Here is a 23,769-nt window from a genome sequence, read left to right on the forward strand (position 1 = left end):
GCAGCTCGGTATCGAGTGCCGTCCGAAGCCAGGTGTCGCCAACCCTGACATCAAATCGCCGCGAAAAGCACCCCGGCTACACCGTTACAGGCGCCGCACCCCGACGCCCAACATCTGACTCGCGGGTGTCCGCCTGGTGCTGCTACTGCACGCCGACTAGTGTCACCACGCCGCTGCACCCCTACCCTCAACGCTGTCCGATCCGTCGCTCGACTCCTCGGAATCGTCTGCGGTAGAGCTTTCCTGATCCGACGGAGCATCGGACTCGGACGCGGAGTCACTCGACTCCCCATCCGTCGACCGGCCGTCGGACGAATCCGTCAAGGCGGAGTCTGATGTCATTGCACCTGACGTCGCCGAATCGGCAGCCTCGGTTGGCGCGGATGCGGACTCCGTGGGCGATGAACCCGGTTCGCTGGTCGACGTGCGCTCGCTCGGCGAAGCACCGGCCTCGTTAGGCGCGGAGGTGGGCTCGGTCGGCGAATCAGCGGGTTCGGTCTCCGCAACCGTAGGCTCAGCCTGCGCAACCGTCGGTGCGCTCGGCGCCGCACTGGCCTCGGCGGGCGCGACAGCCGATACCTTCGACGTCGAAACCTTCTGCACCGCAGGCGTATCGACCACGTCGCCAGCATCAGACGAGGCCGAGGCCCCAACCACCGTATCCGTCGGCACCTCATACTTTTTCAACGCCTCCTGCACCATCCCGGCCTCGGTGGCGGCGTTCGCGTTCCAGTGTGTCCAGGTGTGGGCGCCGTTGGTGTAGTTGTACTCGACCGGTAGGCCGAACACGACGGCGACGCCGTTGAGGATCACGGTCGATGCGAACGAGAGGGTCTCCAGACCGCTGCCGAAGATCACTTCGCCGATGCCGCCGAGACCCATGAGTTCGTCGAGTTCGGCCTGTCCGGTGAGGATGCCGGTGCCGGCGGAGACGATGATGGTCTGGCCGTTGTTCTTGGATTCGATGATGTGACGGGTGACGTCGTTGGCCGCCCACTGGTTTCCGGGCGCAAAGGGATTGCCCCACATGCCGTCCAGGCCGTTGGCGATTCCTTCGCGGGTACTGAGGATGTACGGGATCAGCACATAGCCGAGGACGCTGTCGGTCTGGTAGTACCCGGAGATCGAGTGCGCGACCTTGAACACCTCGGGATACTTCAACGCGATGTTCACCGCCTGTCCGCCACTCATCGACAGTCCGACGATGGCGTTGCCGGTTTCGTCGACGGAGAAGTTGTCGTTCAGATAGGCGGGCAATTCTTCGCCGATGAAGGTTTCCCACTGCGGGTCGTACTCCCCGCCACTGGCATTGGTCAGCGTGTTGCCATCGGCATCGACGGGCAGGTCCTCCCAGTTGGACGACCACGCCTTCGAACTGCCCTGTACCTCCACCAAGGTGTACTGGGTGCTGTACTGCGACATGAGGCTGCCGGCCTCGCCGTCTCCCCCGACGCCGCCGAGGAAGTAGACGGCTTGCTCTTGCTGTCCCGCTTGTTGACTCGACGGCCGCACCTTGACGGTGACGTTGGACTGCATGGACTCCGACCACACCGTGCAGGTCTGGATGTTCTGCGCCTTCTCGGCGGCGTTCGAATACGAGCATCCGCTGCGCAGCGTCGTCGGATCGACTGCCGCGGCGGTCCCCGCACCGAACAGCAGTGCCGCACTCACCACCGCGGCCGTGGCCGCCAGCGTATGCCGCCGCCGCAGCGCGGGATTCACGACGCCCCGCAGACGGGAACGTCGACGTTCACCGTCGGATCGTCCACCAGCGGCTGGATCGGCACATCGGGTTTCCCTGCCACCGTCGGCTCATCCATCGTCAGCTTCACGGTCACCGACTTTCCGGGCGGGATACGCACCATCGTCGACACATACGGCCTGCCGTGCAGCGTCTCTTCCACATACATGGGGCTCTTACCGTCCACCGAGATCTCCTTGATGACCGCCCCTTGGGTGGTGAGCATCTCCACGTTCGACAGGTTGGTTCCGCGTGGCATGTCCAGCCGCGTACCGTTCGGCGCGATGACGTAGTCCGGCAACGACAGATCGTCGAGCGTGTTGGTGAGTTTCACGGTCACCGTGCTCTCCCGGGTGTCGCCGCTGCAGCTGCCGGTCTGGTAGCTGATGTCGCGGCGCAGGTAGTAGTCGAGTTTGTTGCCGCCGGCGTTGCCGACCGCCACCTGCAGATAGGGCGCTGTGGTGTCGGAGATCTGGTGCCCGAGATTGGTGGTCTGCAAGACGCGTTCCTCCGCCGGGTGCGTGCTGTAGATCATGATGCGGCGCTCCTGCACACCGTGACCGAGCGCTTCGAGGATGGCGCCGGTATCACCCTTCGACGTACTGAGTTGGTCGACGACGGCCTTGGCGATGGATTGAAGGTACGCCTTGCGGGCGTCGTTGTCGCCGCGGAACCGCACATACGACGTGGACAGGGTGATGGGGACGACGTTGTCGGCGGTGATCTTGTCCCCGTTGGGCAGTGTCACCGGCCCGGTCACTTTGAGCACGTAGCTCAACGCGATCGGATCGAGTGCCATCGCACCGTCGAGCCGTTGCCCGGTCTGCTTCTTCCAGTTGGCGATCCAGATCTGCGCGGCATCCGGGAAATGCGCGCTGAGGTTGCCGTTCCGGAAGTCGGTGTAGGGGTGATACGGCGAGTAGATCGCGTCATAGTCGGGGCCGAGATCCACCTGTGGTCTGGCCGGGTCCTGGAAGGTGGAGTTGGCGCCCAGGGTGGGCACGGTGACGTGGCCGGTGCGGGCGTTGAGGATGGCGAATCCGCCGACGAGACCGCCGGTTCCGCGGGATTCCGACGGGGTCTGGAACGCCAGGAAGTAGTTACGTGGCCCGGTGCCGCCGAGCATCGACGGGACCAGTTGCGCCGCAACGTTGGTGCCGTTCAGGGTGGCGGCGGCCTCGTCGACCTGCTCGGACAGCTGGGCCTGCGCGTCGGCGACGGTGCCCAGCCAGCTCGGATCGATCTGATCGACCCGGTCGCTGATCTCCGACGACTTCGCGGCGACCTCGGCCAGCTGCGGCTGCGCCTTGCGCAGTGGCATCGTGTTGATCGAGTCGCCGGAGCGCAGCTCGGACGGGTTGAGCACCGATGCCAACTGCGCGGTGGGCACCAGCACGTCGGTCGCCAGATCGGACACCGCAGTGCTCATCTGCTGCACCGATTCCAGCGGTGTGCCCAGCCACGGGATCGACGATGCCGCCGACCACACGATGCCGTGTGACCAGTCATCGGCACTGTGCGCGTTGTCGGCGGCCGCGTTCGCCGATGTTGCGGCGTCCTCCTGGTTCCCGTCGAGGGCCAGGGTGCGGGCGCGCGAGGCCTCGCTCCGCGCCGATTCCAGGTCGCCCTTGACCTGCCACGCCGAGAACGCCAGCCAGGCCAGCAGTGCCGCGACGATGACGACCAGTACCGCACCGATCTGGACGGCGCGATTGCTCAGCGCTCGACGGATCATGGTGTCTCCCCCGTGTTGTCGGCCGCCGCGCCGACGAGCCAGTCCGCGATGGTCGCGACCTTCGGCTCGATCTCGGCGAACACCCGCTCGAACTCCTCTTTCGGCTGACCCATCGGGTCGAGGATGTCCAGGTGCGGCGAGTTGGTGTCGATGCGTGAGCGGGTCGCGATGATCTCGTCGAGTTTTCCGCCGGTGGCCAGCTCAGCGAATTCGGTGACGGTGAACATCCGCCTCCACCGCACCGGCAGCATCTGCTGGGCGGCGGCGCGATGGTCGCGGGTCATGCAGAGCACCAGGTCGGCGTCCTTGAGCATCGGTGGCCGCAGGTAGCGGGATTCGAATCCGGTCGCGTCGTAACCGTGTTCGACGAGTACCTCGATCGACAGCGGATGCATGGCGTGCCCGTTCATCGCGCCCACACCCGCACTCGTCGACGACACGGTCACTCCTGACCGATCCGTCATGCCCTGCAGCACCCGTTCGCCGATGGGTGAGCGGCAGATGTTGCCGGTGCAGATGAACAGGACCGACGACACAGCGTCGACCGGTGCGCTCATGACTCCTCCTCGAGTACTCGCGCGATTGCGCGCAGGATCGCAGGTTCGCCAAGGTCGGCGTGAACGGCGTCGACACGCATCATCTCGACGTTCCCGCCGACCGCCCGACCCCACGCATCCGGATCGTCGTTGTCGGCGGCGGCGACGTAGAGAACCGTCCCCGCCGCGACCGGCTGCAGGTCATAGCTGCGGGCGGCCTGCGCCATGATCGCGGTCCGTTCGTCGAAGCGCCGCACCGCCTCCGGGTCACGACGTTGCGCCGCCTCCCGCAGCGGATGGACGGCCCGCAGTTCCTCGTCCGAAACCTCGGCCAACTCGGCTGGGGTGCGCGGATCGAGCAGCACCAGCTGGGCGACCTCCTCCCCGGCGTCGACGAGCTGGCGGGCGATCTCATGCGCGATCACCCCACCGAGCGACCACCCGACCAGCCGGTACGGCCCGCTCTGCTGCTCGGCCCGCAGCGCGGCCACATGCAGTGAAGCCAACTCCGGCAACGACTCCGGCATCTCGCGCGTGGCGTCGATGAGTTCCGGAAGTTGCAGTCCCAGCACCGGTGTCGTGAGGGTGTCGGCGAGTGGCCGGAACTGTTCGACGATGCCGGCCGCGGTGTGCACGCACCACACGGGTGAGCCCTGGTCGCTGCCACGCGACGACAGACGCACCACCCGATCGTCGGCAACACGGTCCGGCGTCTCGATCAGCGCCGCGATCTCCGCCGGCGTCGGATGGGCGAACAGCTCCGGCCCGGACACGGTCTGCCCGGTCCGATGTTGCAGCGCATCACGCAAGGTCAGCAGGGCCAGGGAGTTACCGCCGGCGGCGAAGAAGTCGTCGTCCATGCCTATCTCGACGCCGAGCACCTCGGCGAACGCGTCGACCACCGCCCGCTCGGTGGCCGTGGTGGGTGTCCGCCGGGAGGCCGACCATTCGGGTTCGGGTAGCCGCTTCTCGTCGAGTTTCCCGGCGCCGGTCAGCGGCAGCTCGGGTACTTGGATGATCCGGCTGGGCACCATGTGTCGGGGTAGCACGGCACGGCACGCGGTGGCGAGGGTGTCGGTCGATATCTCGGCCGCCACGACGTAGGAGACCAGCGCCGGCCCGACGGGTCCGCCGCGCAGGACGGTCGCGGACCGATGTGCACCCGCGCCCACCAGCACGGCGTCGATCTCGGCCGGTTCGACGCGTTGGCCACGGATCTTGATCTGCCGGTCGGCGCGGCCGAGATAGACGAGTTCGGCGGTCTCGACGTCCCAGCGCACCAGGTCGCCGGTCCGGTACCACCGTTGCCCGTCGGGACCTGCGACGAAGCTCGCCGCCGTGAGAGCCGGATCGCCGAGATAGCCGCGGGCCACGCCAGTTCCGGTGACATACAGTTCGCCGACGACGTCGGGCGGCACGGGACGCAGATACCGGTCCAGGACCTGCACGCCGATGCCGGGGCGCGGCCGCCCGATTCGCACCGGTCCGCCGGGCTGGTAGGTGCTGGTCGACACGGTCACCGTGGTCTCGGTGGGTCCATAGATGTTTCTGACCTGCGCGTGGCGTGCCCAGGTGTCGGCGAGATCGGTGGTCAGCGCCTCCCCACCGATGTACACCATTCGTAGCGAGGCGATTTCGGGCGCGTTCAGGGTACGCATCACCGACGGGGTGGCGGTGAACACGGTCACCCGCTGCTCACGCAGGAAGTGGGTGAGGTCGCGGCCTCCGGCGATGTTGGCGGGAACCACCACGAGGGTGGCACCGGCCGCCAGCGGCAGCAGCATGTCGTGGAAGGTCGCGTCGAAGCCGGGGCTGATGGCCATGGCGACCCGGTCGTCGTCGGCCACGTCACCCAGCGACGCCACCCGATACACACCGCGGTGCGACACGCCCACCACGTTCGGTACACCGGTGGTGCCCGACGTGGTGATCACGTATGCCAACGCATCCGGCGACACCCGCGTGACCGGCTCCGGCGCAACATCTTCCGTCGGCTGACCGGGAATGTCATCGGCCTCGATGACGGTCGCGCCCGTCACTGCGATCACCTGATCCAGCCGCGCCCGCGGATACGTGACGTCGACCGGCACGCAGACCGCCCCGATCCGGCTGACCGCCCACAGCCCGATCACCGATTCGATGGACCGCGGCACCGCAACCGCCACCACGTCCCTGGCCGCGATTCCGCGCTGCCGCAACGTCTGCGCCGTCACCGACACCCAGTCGTCGAACTGCCGATACGTCAGCTGCCGCCGCCCGTCATCCAGCGCCACCCGCTCCGGATACCGAGCCACCGCTGCCGCCAGCAGATCCCCCAGCAACGGCAGCCCAGCAATTTCCGCCCCTTCCGCTGGTCGAGTAGCCGAGGTCCCCTCCGCTGGTCGAGTAGCCGACGAACGGAGTGAGGAGGCGTATCGAGACCACGCACGCCGAATCCGCCCACGCGACGACCGGTGGTCTCGATACGCTCCCTCGCCTAGCGGCTCGGAAGCTACTCGACCATCGGGAGTCGGCTGCCCATCCGCTGGTCGAGTAGCGGTCGAGCCGCCCCCCTCCGCTGGTCGAGTAGCGGTCGAGCCGCTAGGCGAGACCGCGTATCGAGACCACTGGTCCACCCCGACCTCACCAACCACAGCATGCCCAGCAACAAACTCCCGCTCCCCAACCGTCAACAAGTCAACCCCAGCAACCAAGCGTCCGGCTTCCGAAACCACCCCCGACACCCCATCAACCATCCGCCGACCCAACACACCAATCCCGGCCTCGTCGAACAGATCCCGCGCATACGTCAACCGCAGCCGCCACAACCCGTCAACCAGCAACGCCTCGACATGCAGATCGAACTCGCTCCGAGCCTCGAGCACCCCACCATCCTGCGGCGCCACCAGACCACCCCCGACGGAGAACGCCACTTGCACCAACGGATGCATTCCCGTCTCGCGCGGCGGATCGACCAGCGCCACTACATCGTCGAACGCCACCAACGCATGATCGATGGCCGCCAAGTCCGCGTCTCGCACCGACTCGATCAGCTCGCCGACGCTCAGACCTCCACCGATCCGCGTCCGCAACACGACCGTCGAGACCAACATGCCAACCGTCCGAGCGCTCTCGGCATCCCGTCGCATCGACACCGGCGTGGCCACGGCGACGTCATCGGTGCCGGACTGAACAGTAAGGGCCATCGCCACACCGGCGTGCAAGACGTGGAAGTCGCTGGCCTTGGCGCGATGCGCAGCGGCCGCCACCTGCTGCGACACGTCTTCGCCGAGATCGAATTCGGCCACCGCCGTGCGCAAATCGCGCGCCACCGGCCGATCCGGCACCAGGTCGAGCCGCCCGCTGTAGCCGTCGAGCGCCTCCGCCCAGAACCCCAGCTGCTCGGTCCGTGAATGCTCCTCGTCGATCGCCATCCGACGGGCGACGACATCGAATCCCGCAGCCGCCGAATCCAGCTCACCACCGGCCAACAGCGCACCGAGCTCGTCACCAAGGATCGACGCCGACTCCCCGTCAAGCACGATGTGGTGACCGACGATCACCACCGCCGCCGGATCGGAGTCGGACGTCAGCACCCATGCGCGGACGGGCGGCGCAGCCTCTAGGTCGAACGGCGCGGCAAATTCGTCGAGTCGTTCCGCGGCCTCATCGACGGTCATCCGTTCGATCTCCGGCCGCCACTCCCCCAACACCCGCTGCCGCGGCCCATCCGCCGCCGACAGGAAGAGTGTCCGCAACGCCGAATGCCGTTCAACCACAGCATGTACTGCGCCAGTCACCTGGTCGACACCAAGGCCCGCAGGTACCGGCACCACTACAGGCACCGCATAGATCGGCACCTCACCGAGCAGATGCGCGGTAGTCCACATCCGCCGCTGCGTCGGAGAGAGCGTGAAGTCCGAACCCTTCGTGGCTCGTCGCTCCGCTCCTCGCACCTCAGGGAGCGGGGAAGGCTCCTCCTCGGTCCCTGAGGAGCCCGCGAGGAACGAGCGTGCGTCACGAAGGGCCACCCCACCGTCACGAACGGCCACGCCACCCTCACGAACCCCCTCGTCCCGAAGCCCCGCAACCACAGCCCCCAGCTCCGCCGGACTCGGATTCTCGAACAGCAGCCGCGTCGGCACCCGCACCCCGAGCTCACGCCCCAGCGTCGACGTCACCCGTGTCGCCGACAGCGACGTCCCACCAATGGCGAAGAAGTCATCCCCCACGCCGACGGTCGTCTCCGACACCCCGAGCACCTCGGCCATCACCGCAGCCACTTGCCCGGTCAACGACGCATCGTCCCGCGCCACCGGCACTTCCGTCACCGCGGCACGGCCCGAAGCCTCAGCTGGCGCATCAAGCCTCGGGAACGGCACCTCCACGTCCCCAGCAGCAGCCGCAAACACGGTCACGAAGTCGCCGAGCAGAGCTTCCGCCACATCCCTGGGGATGTACCCGGAGTGCACCACCGTGACCGCGATGCCGTTCTGGTCTTCGGCGAGGACCACTTCGATGTCGAACTTGGCGTCGACGGTGGCGATGCGATCGACCACCGCGGCCCGCCACGCCTCGCCGCCAGATCCGCCAGTCAGGATCTCGTCGGAGATCGTCGGCAGCACATCCTCGTTCACCAGTAGCACCGAGATGAGCGGGTCGAAGCCGTCGTGGGCGTTGGGGCGTACGGCGCGGGCGACCGCATCGTAGGGCACCTCGGCATGGTCGGCGGCGGTGAGCGCGACGTCACGGGCCTGCTCAACGACGGCCCGCATCGGGTCGTCGGCGCCGACCCGGGTGCGCAGGGCGACGGTGTTGACGAACATGCCGACCACCGATTCCCATTCGGGTGCACTACGACCGTGGACCGGCACACCGACCACCGCATCCCATCGCCCGGTCCACTGCCCCACCACGGCCGCCAACGCGGCGTGCGCGACATGGAACACCGTGGCCGACAACCGCTGCGCCGTCTGCCGCAGCTCGTGCGTCGTGGCGCTGTCGACCCGTTGGGTGATGCGGCCGGGCGCCCCTTCGGTGTCACGTCGGCCGGGGATACGGATCGGTTCGCCGGCACCGTCGAGTGTGGTGAGCCAGTGGCCGAGTTCGCGGCTGTAGCGGCTGGCGGGGTCGTCGGGCCCGCCGAGGCGGCGCATCTCCCACTGGGTGAAGTCGGCGTAGGTCAACGCCCGATCCGACGGCAGGCTCTCGCCGGCAAACGCGCGCAGCAGATCATGCATCAAAATCCGCATCGACCATCCGTCGATCGCGATGTGGTGCAGCGCCGCTACGAAATACCGTTCGACGACGGCACCCGATGGTTCGTCGCTGACGTCGAAGACGGTGGCCCGGAAACCGGGTTCGTGTTCGAGATCGAACGGTGAGGAGAGGAACACGTCGATGGCCGGTCCGACCGCACCGGCGTCGACGCGCTCGTGGCCCAGGACCGGGCCGTCTCGGTCGACGATCCGCTGTACCGGCCCGGCCGGGCTGTCGGGGTAGGCGGTGCGCAGCACGGCATGAGTGTCGACGACGGCGTCGACAGCCTGCCGTAGCTGGGCGACGTCGATCTCGCCGTCGATGCGGATCACCACCGGCACGTGGTAGGCGGTCGACGTCGGGTCGTAGTGGTGGTGAATCCACATGCCACGCTGCGGATGGGCCAGCGGCAGATGGTCGGGGATCGGCAACGACTCGGGTACCGGACCGGGTGCGGTGCTGCGCAGTTCGTCGACGCGCTCGGCGACGGCCCGCACCGACCGCGCCTCGAACAGCACCCGCACCGGCACCTCGACACCCAACGCCCCCGACAGCCGTGCGGTGACCCGCGTCGCCGACAGCGATGTGCCGCCGGCCGCGAAGAAGTCCGAGTCGGCGGTGAGCTGAGCGACGGGGATTTCAAGGACGTCGGCCCACACCTCGGCGATTACCTCTTCCGTCGCACCCGACAGCGCCGCACCAGCGGAAATGGCACCGGCAGCCATGTCGGGTTCCGGGAGTCGCGCCGTGTCGACCTTGCCGTTCGGTCCGATCGGCAGTGCGTCGACGGAGATGATCGTGGCGGGAACGATGCTGCGCGGCAACACATGCGATAGTTCGGCGCGCAGCGCGTCGGGCCGGAGGTCGGTGTCGGGTTCGGCGACCACCCATGACACCAGCGTCTTCTCGCCGCTGGCGTTGGTGCGCACCGCGGTGACCGAGGTCGCCACCTCCGACAATTGCGACAGGGCGGCGTCGATTTCGGCGGGTTCGAGGCGGATGCCGCGGATCTTGACCTGGTCGTCGGTGCGACCGTGGATGACGAGTGTGCCGTCGGGTCGACGATGCACCAGGTCGCCGGTGCGGTACAAACGTTGCCCGGAGCCGGCGGGGTCGGCGATGAATGCTGCGGCAGTGAGAGCCGCGTCGTCGAGATAGCTTCGCGCCAGACAGTTTCCGGCAACGTACAGCTCCCCGACCGTGTGAACGGGCACCGGCCGCAGCTTGCTGTCGAGGACGTGGGCGGTGACACCGGCCAGGGTGGTGCCGATCGGGACCGCCCCATCGGCGCCGTGTGTGAGTCGTGCGCTACTGACCGCGACGGTGGCCTCGGTGGGCCCGTATTCGTTGCTCATGGTGACCGAGGGTGTCCAGTCACGGACCAGGCCGGCGCCCAGCGGTTCGCCACCGACGGCCACATGCCGCACACTCGGCAGGTCGTCGGGTCGTAGGGTCGCGAGCACGGATGGCGTGGTGAGCAGCACGCTGACGTCGTGGTCGGTGATCACGTCGCGGAGTTCGTCGGCGGCGATGACGTCGGGCGGGCAGATGACGATGCTCGCTCCGACGATCCGCGGCACCACCAAACCCATCAGCTGCGCATCGAATCCTGGCGCGTACGTGTGCAACACACGGTCGGCGTCGGTGAGCTGCAGGCGTGCAACGGTGTCTCGGGCCCAGCCGGCGATGCCGCGGTGGGTGACCACCACACCCTTCGGCGTTCCGGTGGTGCCGGAGGTGAACGTGACGTACGCGGCGTCGTCGGCAAGGAGGGGACGCACCCGCTCGGACACGGAGAACGGAGCGGCAGAACCGGATTCGATCTCATTGACCGCGAGGACAGGAATCGACGCATCGACGTCCGGCACCGTCTGGCCGGCCAGCGTCAGCACAGCGCGCGGTCGAGCCCGACCGATGATGGTGCGTCGCCGCTCCATCGGGTCACGCGGATCGACATTGACGAACGCGGCTCCCGTCCGCGCCACCGCCAGAGTCGCCACCACATTCCACACCGATCGCGGAAGATGCTGCACCACAACATCCCCCGGCCCGATCCCGTGGCCGATGAGTTCCCGAGCCACCGCTGCCGATCGCTGGTCGAGCTCGGCATTGGTCATCGCGCCGTCACCGACGACGGCCATCGCGTCCGGACGTTCGGCAAGTCCGGTGCCCACGAGGTCCCCGAGTGTCTCCACCGCCGGCGCCGGAACCGCCACCGACGTCTCCCCGGCCAGCAGTTCAGCCGTCGGCCGATCAACGTTGCCGACCGCCCGTTCCAGCGTCTCCACCACGAGCCGACACAGCGCATCCAGCCGCTCCGCGCCGGCCACCGCGTCGGTGCAACTCATGGTCAGGTGCAGCCGCCCCTCCACCTGATACATCGAAACGTCAATCCCAAACAGCGGCATGTCTGTGCCCCGCTGGTCGAGGCCCACCCCCCGCTGGTCGAGTAGCCTCCGAGCCGCTAGGCGAGGAGGCGTATCGAGACCACCACCACTACCAAGCCCAGCAACCTCAACCACCTCCCCCGGCACCATCCCCAACGACACCTCGAACAACGAATTTCCGGCCATCCCGCGCCCCGGATCCGCGATCTCGGCAATCTCCGTCAACGGCAGATCCGCATTCGCAAACGCACCGAGGTCAACCTCGGTCACCCGCGACAACAGCTCCCCGAACGACACATCCAAGTCGATGGCCGTGTGCAACGGCACCGCCCGAGCAAACAGCCCGGGAACCGACGCCAACCGCGCATCCAGCCGTCCCGACACCGCGGTCCCGATCGTCACCGTCGACGAACCACTCTGCTGGGCAAGCACAGCCGCCAACGCAGTGTGTGCAGCAATGAACGCCGTGCTGTGCCGTTCGATCGCCAAAGCATCCAACGCGGCGGTCACGGACTCCCCGAGCTCACCGTGCGCGGTATGCACCGACAGCGCAGCCTGCTCACTGTCGATCCCGCCTCGCAGGTTGATCTCCGGCAGCCGCAGCGGCTGCACCGGTTCGGCGAATGCCGCCGACCAGTGCTCCACGAGCTCGTTGCGTCGGGCCTGCACCATCTCGTCGCGCCACAGCGAGTACTGGCGGTAATCGACCCGCTCATGATCGACAACGGGAGTCCCGGCAAGTTCGGCTGTCAACTCGTCCCGCAGGATCGGCACCGATTCGCCATCGACGGCGATGTGATGGACCACGACGAGAAGCCATGTCTCACCATCACGTTCGACGATCCGCAGTCGCCACGGCAGCGACTCGGCCAGATCGATGGGTGCCACCTTCGCGTCGATGTCTGCCGCGAGTTCCCGACTCAGGTGGGCCTCGAGTTCGGCGTCACTCCAGCGCCGCTGGTAGGGCGATCCGTCGTGGACGGGGAAGTTGGTGCGCAATGCATCGTGGCGTGCGACGATCGCCGACACCGCCCGCCGTGTTTCCTCGGGGTTCGCCGGTACTGGTATCGCGAGGTTCATCAGGTAGCCGGTGAACTCGGGTTCTGTGCGCCACCGCAACCACAGGTCCAACTGTTCCGGTGTTAGCGGAAGGCGCTCCGGTTCGTCGCGGTGTTCACTGAGCGACGGCATGGCCTCGCCCGGGCTGCCCTCCCCGCGCGCGTCAACGATGACACGGGCCAGGCCTTCGATGGTCGGATAATCGAAGACATCCGCGACGCCGACGCTCTGGCGTTCCGCGACGAGCGCGGCGGCAAGCCGCGCCGCTGACAGCGACGTGCCACCAGCCGCGAAGAAGTTGGTCCCGGGCACCATCGGTGTCGATTCGTCGGTACCGATCACCGCCCGCATCGCCGCTGCGACAGTCTCTTCCACCTCGGTCAGCGGCCGCGACGGCTCAGCTGACTCATCGAGGTCTGCAAGCAGTTTGTCTCGGTCCAGCTTGCCGTTCGGAGTCATCGGCCAGCCTTCGACCACCTGCACTCGCGACGGCACCGCATAGCTGGGTAGTCGCGCTGCGCAGGCCTCGAGCATGACCGATTCGTTGAGTGCCTTGACGTCGTCCCAGTCGGCGAGTCCGTCTTCGGTCACGAAGGCGACGATCCGCTCATCGCCGGCCGTTCGGCCTGGTGCCACCAACACCCGCACCGTGCCCACACCGGGCACCGATCGCAGGACTGTGCTGATCTCGCCGAGTTCGATTCGGTGTCCACGAAGCTGCACCTGGTCGTCGTCGCGGCCCAGGTACGCGAGACGGCCAGGTATCACCTCACGCACCCGATCACCGGTCCGATACATGCGCGTGCCCGACCCATACGGGTCGGCGACGAATCGCGTGGCCGTCAGCGCAGTCGCATTGAGGTATCCCATCGAAACCTGGTCGCCGGCAACGTACAGCTCACCGAGGCCACCCATCGGCACCGGCCGAAGCCGCGAGTCCAGGATCACCCACCCGACGCCGTCAAGCGGAGCACCGATGATGCTGCGTTCGTCGTCGAGGTCGACGTCGCAAGCGGTGAGATGCACGGTGGTCTCGGTGATCCCGTACATGTTGATTAGTCTTAGGTCAGCGACGCTCTGTTCACCCCGATCCCCGAGGTCCCGCGATCCAACGCCCGCGGCCACCTCGGGATCCCCGAGGTGTGGGGAGTGCACGCTGGTCGCCTCCCCCAGATCCCCGAGGTGCGGGGAGTGCACGCTGGTCGCCTCCCCCAGATCCCTGAGGTGCGAGGAGCGCAAGCGACGAGACACGAAGGGCCGCAACGCCGCCGGACTCAACGCCTCGCCACCAAAAACCACCGTTCGCACGCTGGGCAAAACACTGTCGACAACCGACGGGTCTGTAAGCGCCGCAACCGCCGTCGGCGTCTGGGACAGGATTGTGACCCCGTTGCTATTCAGTCTCTCCGCCAGCAACTGCGGATCACGCACTGTGTCACGATCGATCGCAACAACCGTCCCGCCGGACGCCAACGCGCCAAAGATCTCCCACACCGAGAAGTCGAATGCGTAGGAGTGCACCCAACTCCACACCTCGCCAGGTCCGGCGTCCACCACATCGAGCGCCGCGCCCAGCATCGCTGCCACATTCGACCGCGTCACCACCACACCCTTGGGCACACCCGTCGACCCAGACGTATGGATGATGTACGCCCCATCCGGAATGGGCTCGGCCACACCCAGCCCCACGCCGGCAAGCACCTCAAGCCCCGGCCGCACCACCGCTGCCGGCTGCGTCGCATCCAGCACCAGATCGATCCGCGTCTGCGGATACTCCGGATCAATCGGCACGTACACCGCATCGGCCAACAACGACGCGACGATCGTAACCACCGCATCTGCCCCCTCGGGCAGCAGTAACCCCACCCGGTCCCCCGGCCGCACACCCATGCTCTGCAATCGCCCGGACAAATCACGAGCCCGCGCCACCAGCTGCCGATACGTGAGCCGCTCGTCACCGGCTACCAGCGCCAGCGCGTGCGGGCGCGCATCTGCATGCTGCAGCAGCGCGTGGATCGGGTCAACGAGAGGCGTCGCCCGGCCGGTGCGCTCCGGCAACGCCACCACGGGTGCGCAGTGCAACACGCGCGATTCCGCGTCTGCCCCGGTGGGCCCGACAACAGAGTCGACAAACCGATCGAGAATGTGCTCAGCCGCAACCACATCCACGTACTGCTCGGCGACTGTCAAAGTAATCACGAGTTCCGTCTCGTCATCAACGACGCTGAACTCCAACGCGGTTCGCGCCTGATACGTGGGGAGTGCCTTCCCATCCACGATGACCCCTGATGCAGCGAGGTCAGGTTGTCGGGCTTGGTACGCGAAGATGACGTCAGCCAGCCCGGTAGGCGCCGACGCGGCGTGCCGCTGAGCCTCAGTAATACCCTTGGCCACCCGAGACAGAGCTTCGTGCACCGCCAGCTCACGAGCGCCGGTAATCCGCAGCGGCACCGTCTGCACAAACATGCCCACGGTCTGCAGTTCGTCACTGGTTTCGCGGCCGGCGACGGGTATGGACAGCACGATGTCGTCGGTGTCGGTGTAGTCGCCCAGTGTGGCAACGACTGCCAGGTTTAGCAGGGTGTTCAGGGTGGTGCCGGCCGACCGCGCCACATCCACTGCGCGCCCGCGCAGGTCGCTGCTGATGGCGCGTCGCAGGTAAACGGCAGGCCCTCGAGTCAGTCCGGTAGGAGCAGTGGCCGCCGGCGCCGGCAACGCCAGGCGTTCTGGCGCACGTCGCATCTTGCGGGTCCAATAGATCCCCGACGCAGGTGATTCGTCCCGCGCCTCGAGAGTAGCGCTGAATCCGGTCACCTCCGATGCCCATTCCGGCTCGTTTCCGGACTGCCGTGCCTTCACAGCTATAGCAAAGTCGGCGAGCACAATTGGAAGCGACCACTCATCGATTGCAATGTGATGGGCAACGAGCACAAGATCGACGGTGTCGCCAGAGGTGTCGAGCACGGCACGCCAGGGCGCCTCGACGGTGAGATCGAACAGTGTCGACACCGCACGCTCCAATCCCGCCACATCCAACGTCGACGAGGTGATCGGAGCGGTCGCCGCCGCGTCACCCATTGGCCGCACAACCGCGATCGGTTCACCCCCGTCGTCGTGGTATACGGTCCGGAGTGCCTCGTGGCGGCCAGCCACATCGATCAGCGCCGCCCGTACGGCGTCCTCAGATATTCCTGCAGCCAGCGCGAGATGGACAGCCAGGTGATAGACAAGGTCCGAATGCGAACCACCGGTACCGTTGCGCGCAGATACTGGCGCACCATTCGCCCACTCAGGTCCAAGCGGCGTCGTCCCACCAGACGCCCCGGCCGATCCCTGAGGTGCGAGGAACGAAGCGACGAGCCACGAAGGGTTCGCCCGGTTCACCACCCAAATCTCCCGCTGCGCCTTCGTCGGCCGATACCGCACCACACCACCCGACACCGCGCGCATTGGTGCAGCCTTCTCAATCACCTTCGCCAGTTCGCGCAAAGTGGTGACCTCATTCAGGTCGCGCACACCCACGCTCACCCGAAGCCCACTACCGAGCCGTGCGGCCAGCTGCATGAAACCCATTGACGTCACGCCCAGTTGAACGAGCTCATCATCCATAGACGGCTTTTCAGCACCGGCCACGTCGCTCACCGCATTAGCGACTGCCTGCTCGATCGGTCCCTCCGGTGCACTGTACTGTGTCTTTTTCCGAGGCAATGCAACCAGCAAGGCAGAAACCGCTTCCCGATCTGCCACACCACGCTCGGTCATCGGGACGCCGTCAAGGATGTCGACGTACTCGGGCCAAATAAGCTGCGGCACTACTGAGTTCACTCGCCGCCGAATCGCCCCGCGCACGTGAGCGCGATCTACGCCAGCTTCAACTACGATCCCAACGCCAAGCCCCGACTCCGTTTTGACTGCGACCGCGGCCGCCACGCCCTCAACATCAAGCGCCGCGCGCTCAAGGTCCGCAAGGTCAACCCGAACGCCGTCTACAACGACCTGATCTATGGCGAGATGATCGACGACGAGTGCTCCGGTCTCAACGTCGATATGTCCTAGGTCTCCGGTGTTCCTATCACCAACGCAGATGTACCCAGTCAACCCCGACGGCAGACGCACGCCACGCACATCACGAACAATAACCGCGCCAAAGTCGCCGGTCGAGTTGCTAGGCGACGACGTATCGATGCTCTCTTCCGCGGCCCACTGTGCCTCCTCCTCCGCATCCAACGGCAATTCCCCCACCAGCCGGTCCGGCTCCTCCAGCAACGCCCGTGAGACGGTCGCGAGCATCGCCATAAACCTCCGGTGGTGTAGGTCAACCTCAGCCTGGCTATACCGATTCGGATTCGCGTCGAAGGCCACCATCAACGAGTCCGGCCCCGACTTCTTGGGCATCGGATAAATGTTGATCGTCAAGTCTTCGGCAGGACCGACCGTCAAGATATGAAAGGTTGCCGTTGCCTCACCACAAGGAAACTCACGCTCAAACAACATCAGGTTGAGCATCGGCCCGGATCGCTCCTGGATGGCCGTACGGGAGGTTCTGCCACTCGTCTCGTCGGCCGCCACATCTGCCCAGATGTCTTCGCCCCGGTACCGCTGATGCCGCAGAGCCACCATCAGGGCGGCTTGGGTGGCTTTCAAGGCCGAGACAACAGTCGAATTCGGCGTGACATGGGTACGAAGCGGCACTGTGTTCGCGACCGGAAGTGGCGTAGAACGTAGTTCTTTGGTTGTTCGCGCCGCAACGGGGAACTGAAGGATGACTTCATCCCCGTCGGCCACGCGAGCCAGGTAGGAACCGAACGCCATTGCGATCAACGTCGGTATGACCGCAGCGTGGTGGGCGCCCGCAACTTGCAATCGACTCATGGTGGTAGCGGGTATGACGGCGGATGCCGACAGCCCAGCGGACTTCGGCGAGCCCGAGCGGTGCGCGAGCGACTTGCCAAGGCCAACACCGGACATCTGACTCTGCCAGGCGGCGCGATCTGTTACGAATCGAGAGGACTCCCGGTACTGAGCGTCGACTCGGGCAGGAAGGTCCAATTCTACTGGATTCGAGCACGGCGGGGGATCGCCGCGGACTGCTGCGGTGTACGCAGCGAGAGCTTCGACCATCTTGTCCTTGCCGCCCATCCCATCAGACAGCAAGTGGTGGCCTCGGTTATAGATTAGAAACTTGTCGTCACCAAGGACGAAGAGGATTCCACGAGCGGTGCGATCCACACAAGGGTCAAGGACCTGTGAGTAGTCCTCTCGCATCATTGATTCAGCGATCGCTCTCGGATGAAGCTCGCTACGCAAGTCGATAACTTCGACCCAATAGTGCAACGCCGGATCATAGACGCCCGCAGGCCCATCCTCTAGATCGTGGAAGCGCACCTGAGTGAATTTGGCGTTCTTGACAACTTGACTTGAATGACGAACGAATATATCTATGTCGAGAGGTCCATCCACTTCAACATATTGGGCCGTGTTAATGGGAACGTTAGGTAGGCTTTGTTGCGTCTTCCACAGTTCCAACTGTGCTCGACTTAGTGGAAATTCTTCAACGAACTTAGTCATGCCGAGCCACCATAGTGAACCGATTGGCGGAAAGGTGAAAGTTGGTGACACGCCCAGCGAACCGTTCGGGCCTCGGGAACACCCGAGCCAGCACAACGGGATGCATATGCCCACATCGCCACGTGCGCGCACCGCAGGTCACCACGCAGTGTCACACCAACAACCCGGCCGCAATAGATATCGGGTCGAAGATAGGACCCGAGCTGCCACAGTGGCCAATACACCAACATCGGGAGACGCTCCAGTACACGAAGAATCGGAGGGCTAGGGAACCAGTCGATAACGACAACTCAATCGTTGTAGACGAGCAGGCAGTTCTCCAATAGAGAGAGAAATGCCACAAGGACAATCCTTCAGCCTCCTTCCCGCCCGGCAAGCTGATCATTCGATGCATCAGACGAGGAATCCGAACCGTAGTTAGCGTATTGATAACCGTCGAATTCGCCCTGGAAACCATTCAAAACTGAACCTAGGATAGGCGTCCTACCCGCAGACAGTCCACCGACAGCCGAATGCAACTCAGCGCGCTTGGTAGCGGCAGCCCACGCGACGAGAAGTATTCCGTCTACCCACTGACTTAGGACCGATGCATCAGCAACAGGCAAAATTGGCGGAGAGTCAACGATCACGTAGTCGTAAGCGGCCGATAGCTCAGTAAAACACCGTCGTGCTCGCTCCGAGCCCAGCAGCTCAGCGGGATTGGGGGGCAACTCACCTGAGGCCAAAACATCCAACAGTGGAGTACCCGACGATTGAATCAGCTCAGACCAACTGTCTTCTCGACGCAGCAAATTGCCGAGACCGAAGGCCGAACTCAGGCCCAACCTATTTGAGACGGCTGGCTTCCGTAAGTCTGCATCAACCAAAACAACCCGATGACCAGCCTCCGCAAGGGATGCAGCGAGATTAATCGCCGTAGTGGTCTTGCCCTCGCTCTCATTAGCACTCGTAATGAGAATTCGCGATACTGAACGATCCACGCTCACGAACTCGAGATTCGTCCTAAGCCGACGATACGATTCCGCGGCGACAGACGAGCCAATGCTAAAATCGATCGTATCACCATGGCGTAGATTCTCGTCCAAAGGAACGATTCCCAATGACGGTCGGTGAAGAATCAGCTCCACGTCGCCAGAATTACGTACCTTAGTATCCATACGATCACGAATAAACAGAGCCGCGACTCCCAGGAGTCCACCGATCAAGAAACCGAGAACCATATTTCGTCCGGGCCTTGGCGAGATCGGTGATGAACTCGCACTCCCCGGACTTACGACAGTCAGTTTGGCCAGGGGCTGGCCACCAGTCGACGGTTCCTCGAGGGTACGGACGTAAGCCACCAAAGCATTCGCAACTCCGTCAACCAACCGGACCGCCCGAGCTGGATCCGCGTCTGTCGCGCTGACGGTTAGCAAAACAGTATCCGGAGAAGTCGTCGCAGAAAGGGCACCCTCAGCATCCTCGACCGACAACCCCACACCCGAGTCCCGGAGCGCAGCGGCCAACACCGTGTCGGACGTCACGAGACGAGCATAAGACGCGACACGTTGCTGGGACGCCAACGAGCCCTGATAGGCGCTCTGGGCGTTCGCGTCTGAACCGGAAGTCACGTACAGCGACGCAGACGCAGCGTACTGTGAGGTCCTACTCAGGCTCAGAGTAAGCGCAGCAACTGCGAAAACGAGCGCTACAAGTGCAACAACCCACCAACTCTTGACGACCAACCGCCATGACGACCGTAGACCGTCCCAAACGTCCTCCGTCTTAGCCACGCCACTAGCAACCATGTGTTCAGCCCTCTCAAACACTCATGACGCTCGAATACGGCGCCATTGATTCCGAACCTCAATAGGATAAAGATTCGAAAACGAAACAGTTGACAATAGAAGGATCATGAAGCGCACCGAATCAGATTCGATGACATCTGCTGAATAGCCGATGAAATTTGAAGCAATACAGAATCGCCATGATCCCACATCTTTCGACGATACTCCGCCCGGTAAATTTGGGATGCACTGAACCGCTCTAGTTCACAGCCGATAGAATCATAATAGTCAATAAATTTGAAATCCGGTTCAGTAACCCCACCGCCAAAATCGACCGCCGCCGCGGGAACACCATATGAATGAGCGCAAATGAGACCGTGCAAGCTCGACGAAAGAACGAGGTCCGCGGACCGAATCTCCGACAGAACTCGATACGGAGTGGATGTAGGACTGACAACCCTCACGCCCGCGCTCATCGCAGATTTAATAACAGCAAGACCCACGGACGACGCAAAAGCCTGGTAGTGAGGTATAAGAATCGTGGATTTAGAGTGATTGGAAGGAGGACAATGATCGAAGACCGAGCCAACAAGAATACCCGGGTCACCGTGAACGAAATCTAGAGCAGAATCTAATGCTTCACCAGTACGAGGGCCGCGCACCGCAAGTATCCGTCCGAAGCCGGCGGGGTGCTCAGTCAGCCGCCCGATCTCCCTCACTCCCGATCCCCAGACATCAGCACCTGTGCCGCCGACCGCCAAGTAGAAATCGATAATGGAACCAACGGCGAGGAGGTCCGCAGACTCAGGAGGAACCCAACGGACGCGTTTCCCGAAGACTGCCTCGACGATCAACGGCGACAACTCGTCGCCGAAATTGGACAATGTACGCCGGCTAAACCGAGCCAAATTCCACCACGCACTACCACGGGTTGAAAGTTCTTCACGAAGTACATGCGGCATCCTCCATGGCCGCCACCAGAATGTGTCGATCATGGCGCAACCTCTTCTCTACCCACGACCGACGAAGCAAGCCGCACAAACGGATAAAAGAGGAGCCTCACAGGTTGAAAAACCAACGAGATAACAAAAGTGACAGCATAAACAGTGGAACTTACCATCACTTGAATCCAACCAACGCTTATATCTCGCGCAACCAGCCAAGCGAAAAGCGCGCAAAGAAAAAAGATGGTCAAGACTGACACGCCAGATCTAGCAAGGGGTTTCACCAGGATGCCATGCCGGACTGAAAGCCAAAGTAGACCGGCTGGCCAGCTGATCGTATAGGACGCCAATAGAACCAACACTACAGTCGTCGGGGACCCAAATATTGCCGCCAGGACCACCGCCGCGACCTGTAGGCTACGAGTTACGAGAGAAAACAGAAGATTAGAACGGGTGAAACCGTACGACACAAAAGTCCAAAAAATAGGGAGGCCCAGCGATTGAAAGACAACACCTACCGCTAGCAGTTGAATTAGATGAGTTGCTCCGGCCCACTGCGGACCCAGAACATTACTAACCAGGATCGGCATCACAGGAACAGCCCAAAACATCATACAGGCGAGTGTGCCGACTATTAGATTCTGCCCAGCAACAAGGTACCTAGAGTAAAGAAGAGGCTGCTTTCGTAAGCCCGATAGAACCGGAAGCGACACATTGGTTGATGGTCCTGACACCTGAGCTAGTGGCATGCTAGTCAACTGCATCGCGCGGTTAACTAGCCCGGCATCCGAAATACTATACCGCCAACCGATCAATAATGTCGCAATATTTTGGCTAATATAGACGATAAACTGGGTTGCCGTGTACTCGAGTCCGAATCGATAGAATCTCCCCATGCCTCTTAAGCGCAGAACGAACATTGGAAGCCACCGCGCGGCACCGATAAGAACTGCGGTGGTCACCCCAAACACCGCCAACTGCTGGCCTACAAGGCTCCAATATCCGGCTCCTGAGACCGCAAGGGATACTCCAAGAATGAGTCCAAGTACCTGACCAGCAATGTCGGAAACTGCGACAGGATAGAAGCGCTGGGAACGAAGTAGTGAGGCTCGGTATTGTGCAGCTACACCATTGAAGACAAAGATGGGCGCCAACGCACACAAAATGGAGGTAAGGCGGCTATCGTGGTAGAGATTCGAAACCAGAGGCGATATCAGGACCGCGAGTGCAGCCAAAAGACACCCAATCAATGTGTTAACCCAAAATAGCGAGTCACGCTCCGAGTCATTCAACGAATCAGCTTGGATCGCCGCCGCCGACAAACCAAACTCGCGTATAAGCTCGCCAAACATAACAACACTGAGAACAATGGCAAGAAGACCGTAATCAGAGGGAGACAGCAAACGGGTCAACACAACAACGTTGATCGACTGAACCATTACCCGAATAATTTGCCCCACAACAGTAACAGATGCACCGCGCGCAACCCTGGAGGCCTCCACTTGATAATTGCCGGCCATCAGCCGACCTCTGCCAGACGCAGATAGACATCTGCTAGGCATCGACGAAACTCGACGTCAGAGTATCGAGACCAGCAGAAGTCAAACGCTGCGGCTCGGGCCGCCTCCACAGATCTAGTCAACGCAATGGCGTCTACCACCGACCGCGCAAACTGACGCGGGTCGCACGAAATGCCAGCATAAATGGATTCGTCCCCGATACCTTCAGCACCTACGGCGGTGGCCACCACCGGTAATCCCCACATCATCGCGGACACCGTCTTAAACTTCACACCTGCACCGCCGTGAAGCGGGACGATCGCCACCCGCGCGCTCTTGTAGACCGCGGACAGGTCCTCAACGTAGCCAGTCGCCGATACAGAGAACCGCGTATCGGATTCAGGAGAACTATCTCTGGAAAACGTCGACCAGAACGTGTCAGACGCCATTCCCGCGAGGACAAGTGTCGCATCGGGATTAGCGGTGAGCACGCGATGCCAAACCTCTCGAATAAACCACTCCGCTCCGGCGCAATTGACGGCGCGTGTGAAGTCGGCGACGAAAACTACTTCAAAGGATCTTGCTTCGAGCGACGGAAGCGACTGAGGCATTGACTCTTCTTGAATAGACGGATGAACAACTAAAACTTCAGATGCGCATCCACCGCGAAGCATATAGTCTTTGTCCTTTTGACTGAAGACAATAATCGCATCTAGCGCTTTCCACATTCGACGCTCAATAAATCTTGCCCGATATAGTCTCAGCGTCGATAGTGGATTAAGGGCCGAGAATCGCGTAACACCAACTTCGCGCTCCGTGCGCTGCGTAAGCACATCGTGAGCCACACCGACGATTTTGGTCTTCGGCCCAACAGTCCTTCGCAGTTTCGGTGCCAGGGTAAAGAACTCAGACCACTGTAGTTCCACGATCGTCGCCGTCTGAAGGGCCGTTTGAAGACAGGCGCTCTGGTCTGCTGCAGACCGGAAAGCTGACGTCAACAACCATGGGTTATAGAGTCTCCGAAGGCGTGTCCAGACGCGTGCCAAGTAGCGTCCGCCCCGACTGTCAGTCTCCAGAAAAGTCAGTTCGACGTTATTTAGATCGATCGCGTATGCATCGGCTCTTCCGTTTGACTCATTAGGCGTTTCTGTAAAAACGCTGATTCGGAACAATGAGCACAAAGCGTCAACATGATCGAAGAAATATCGACCGCCCGCGTGCGTGGAATTCAAGTCAGGTGGGGCGAACGAAATTGTCGTCAACAGCGCGTCACCCTGATCTCGACGCCGGCTACTT

At 63.4% G+C, this 23,769-nt stretch carries 8 protein-coding genes and 1 pseudogene; all 9 read right to left on the bottom strand.

Features of this window, described 5'->3' with window-relative positions; genetic code table 11:
* Positions 1–162: 162 nt before the first annotated feature.
* The 9 genes and pseudogenes from ACVT6V_RS26910 to ACVT6V_RS26950 all read right to left on the bottom strand — a co-directional run bounded on the left by ACVT6V_RS26910 (position 163) and on the right by ACVT6V_RS26950 (position 23,735).
* Positions 163–1,722, bottom strand: a complete 1,560-nt coding sequence (locus ACVT6V_RS26910) for an alpha/beta hydrolase-fold protein (RefSeq protein ID WP_489897115.1) — start codon at positions 1,720–1,722, stop codon at positions 163–165.
* A complete protein-coding gene (locus ACVT6V_RS26915; protein WP_489897116.1) occupies positions 1,719–3,476 on the bottom strand; it encodes a DUF4012 domain-containing protein in 1,758 nt (585 codons plus the stop codon). Before ACVT6V_RS26915 ends, ACVT6V_RS26910 begins: the two co-directional genes overlap by 4 nt.
* Positions 3,473–4,033, bottom strand: coding sequence for an arsenate reductase/protein-tyrosine-phosphatase family protein (locus tag ACVT6V_RS26920; RefSeq protein ID WP_489897117.1), 561 nt, complete (start codon positions 4,031–4,033; stop codon positions 3,473–3,475). The genes ACVT6V_RS26915 and ACVT6V_RS26920 overlap by 4 nt, the downstream gene beginning before the upstream one ends.
* Positions 4,030–18,264, bottom strand: coding sequence for an amino acid adenylation domain-containing protein (locus ACVT6V_RS26925; protein ID WP_489897118.1), 14,235 nt, complete (start codon positions 18,262–18,264; stop codon positions 4,030–4,032). The genes ACVT6V_RS26920 and ACVT6V_RS26925 overlap by 4 nt, the downstream gene beginning before the upstream one ends.
* 353 nt (positions 18,265–18,617) lie before the next feature.
* Positions 18,618–19,391, bottom strand: a complete 774-nt coding sequence (locus ACVT6V_RS26930; RefSeq protein WP_489901032.1) for a CpsD/CapB family tyrosine-protein kinase — start codon at positions 19,389–19,391, stop codon at positions 18,618–18,620.
* Between the two features lie 369 nt (positions 19,392–19,760).
* Positions 19,761–20,051, bottom strand: a pseudogene (locus ACVT6V_RS26935) (Wzz/FepE/Etk N-terminal domain-containing protein); the annotation flags it as partial.
* Between the two features lie 104 nt (positions 20,052–20,155).
* A complete protein-coding gene (locus tag ACVT6V_RS26940; RefSeq protein ID WP_489897119.1) occupies positions 20,156–21,025 on the bottom strand; it encodes a polysaccharide pyruvyl transferase family protein in 870 nt (289 codons plus the stop codon).
* Positions 21,022–22,494, bottom strand: a complete 1,473-nt coding sequence (locus tag ACVT6V_RS26945) for a lipopolysaccharide biosynthesis protein (RefSeq protein ID WP_489897120.1) — start codon at positions 22,492–22,494, stop codon at positions 21,022–21,024. The genes ACVT6V_RS26940 and ACVT6V_RS26945 overlap by 4 nt, the downstream gene beginning before the upstream one ends.
* Positions 22,494–23,735 carry a glycosyltransferase gene (locus tag ACVT6V_RS26950; RefSeq protein WP_489897121.1) on the bottom strand — a complete coding sequence of 414 codons (1,242 nt, stop codon included), beginning with the start codon at positions 23,733–23,735 and terminating at the stop codon, positions 22,494–22,496. Before ACVT6V_RS26950 ends, ACVT6V_RS26945 begins: the two co-directional genes overlap by 1 nt.
* Positions 23,736–23,769: the final 34 nt, after the last annotated feature.

The organism is Gordonia sp. LMA167 (genome assembly GCF_058130025.1).

Bases quoted from the DNA above. Each gene is read 5' to 3' on its own strand.
- ACVT6V_RS26920 (WP_489897117.1), bottom strand. From the start codon at position 4,033: ATGAGCGCACCGGTCGACGCTGTGTCGTCGGTCCTGTTCATCTGCACC.
- ACVT6V_RS26925 (WP_489897118.1), bottom strand. From the start codon at position 18,264: ATGACTAAGTTCGTTGAAGAATTTCCACTAAGTCGAGCACAGTTGGAA.
- ACVT6V_RS26945 (WP_489897120.1), bottom strand. From the start codon at position 22,494: ATGGCCGGCAATTATCAAGTGGAGGCCTCCAGGGTTGCGCGCGGTGCA.
- ACVT6V_RS26915 (WP_489897116.1), bottom strand. From the start codon at position 3,476: ATGATCCGTCGAGCGCTGAGCAATCGCGCCGTCCAGATCGGTGCGGTA.
- ACVT6V_RS26940 (WP_489897119.1), bottom strand. From the start codon at position 21,025: ATGATCGACACATTCTGGTGGCGGCCATGGAGGATGCCGCATGTACTT.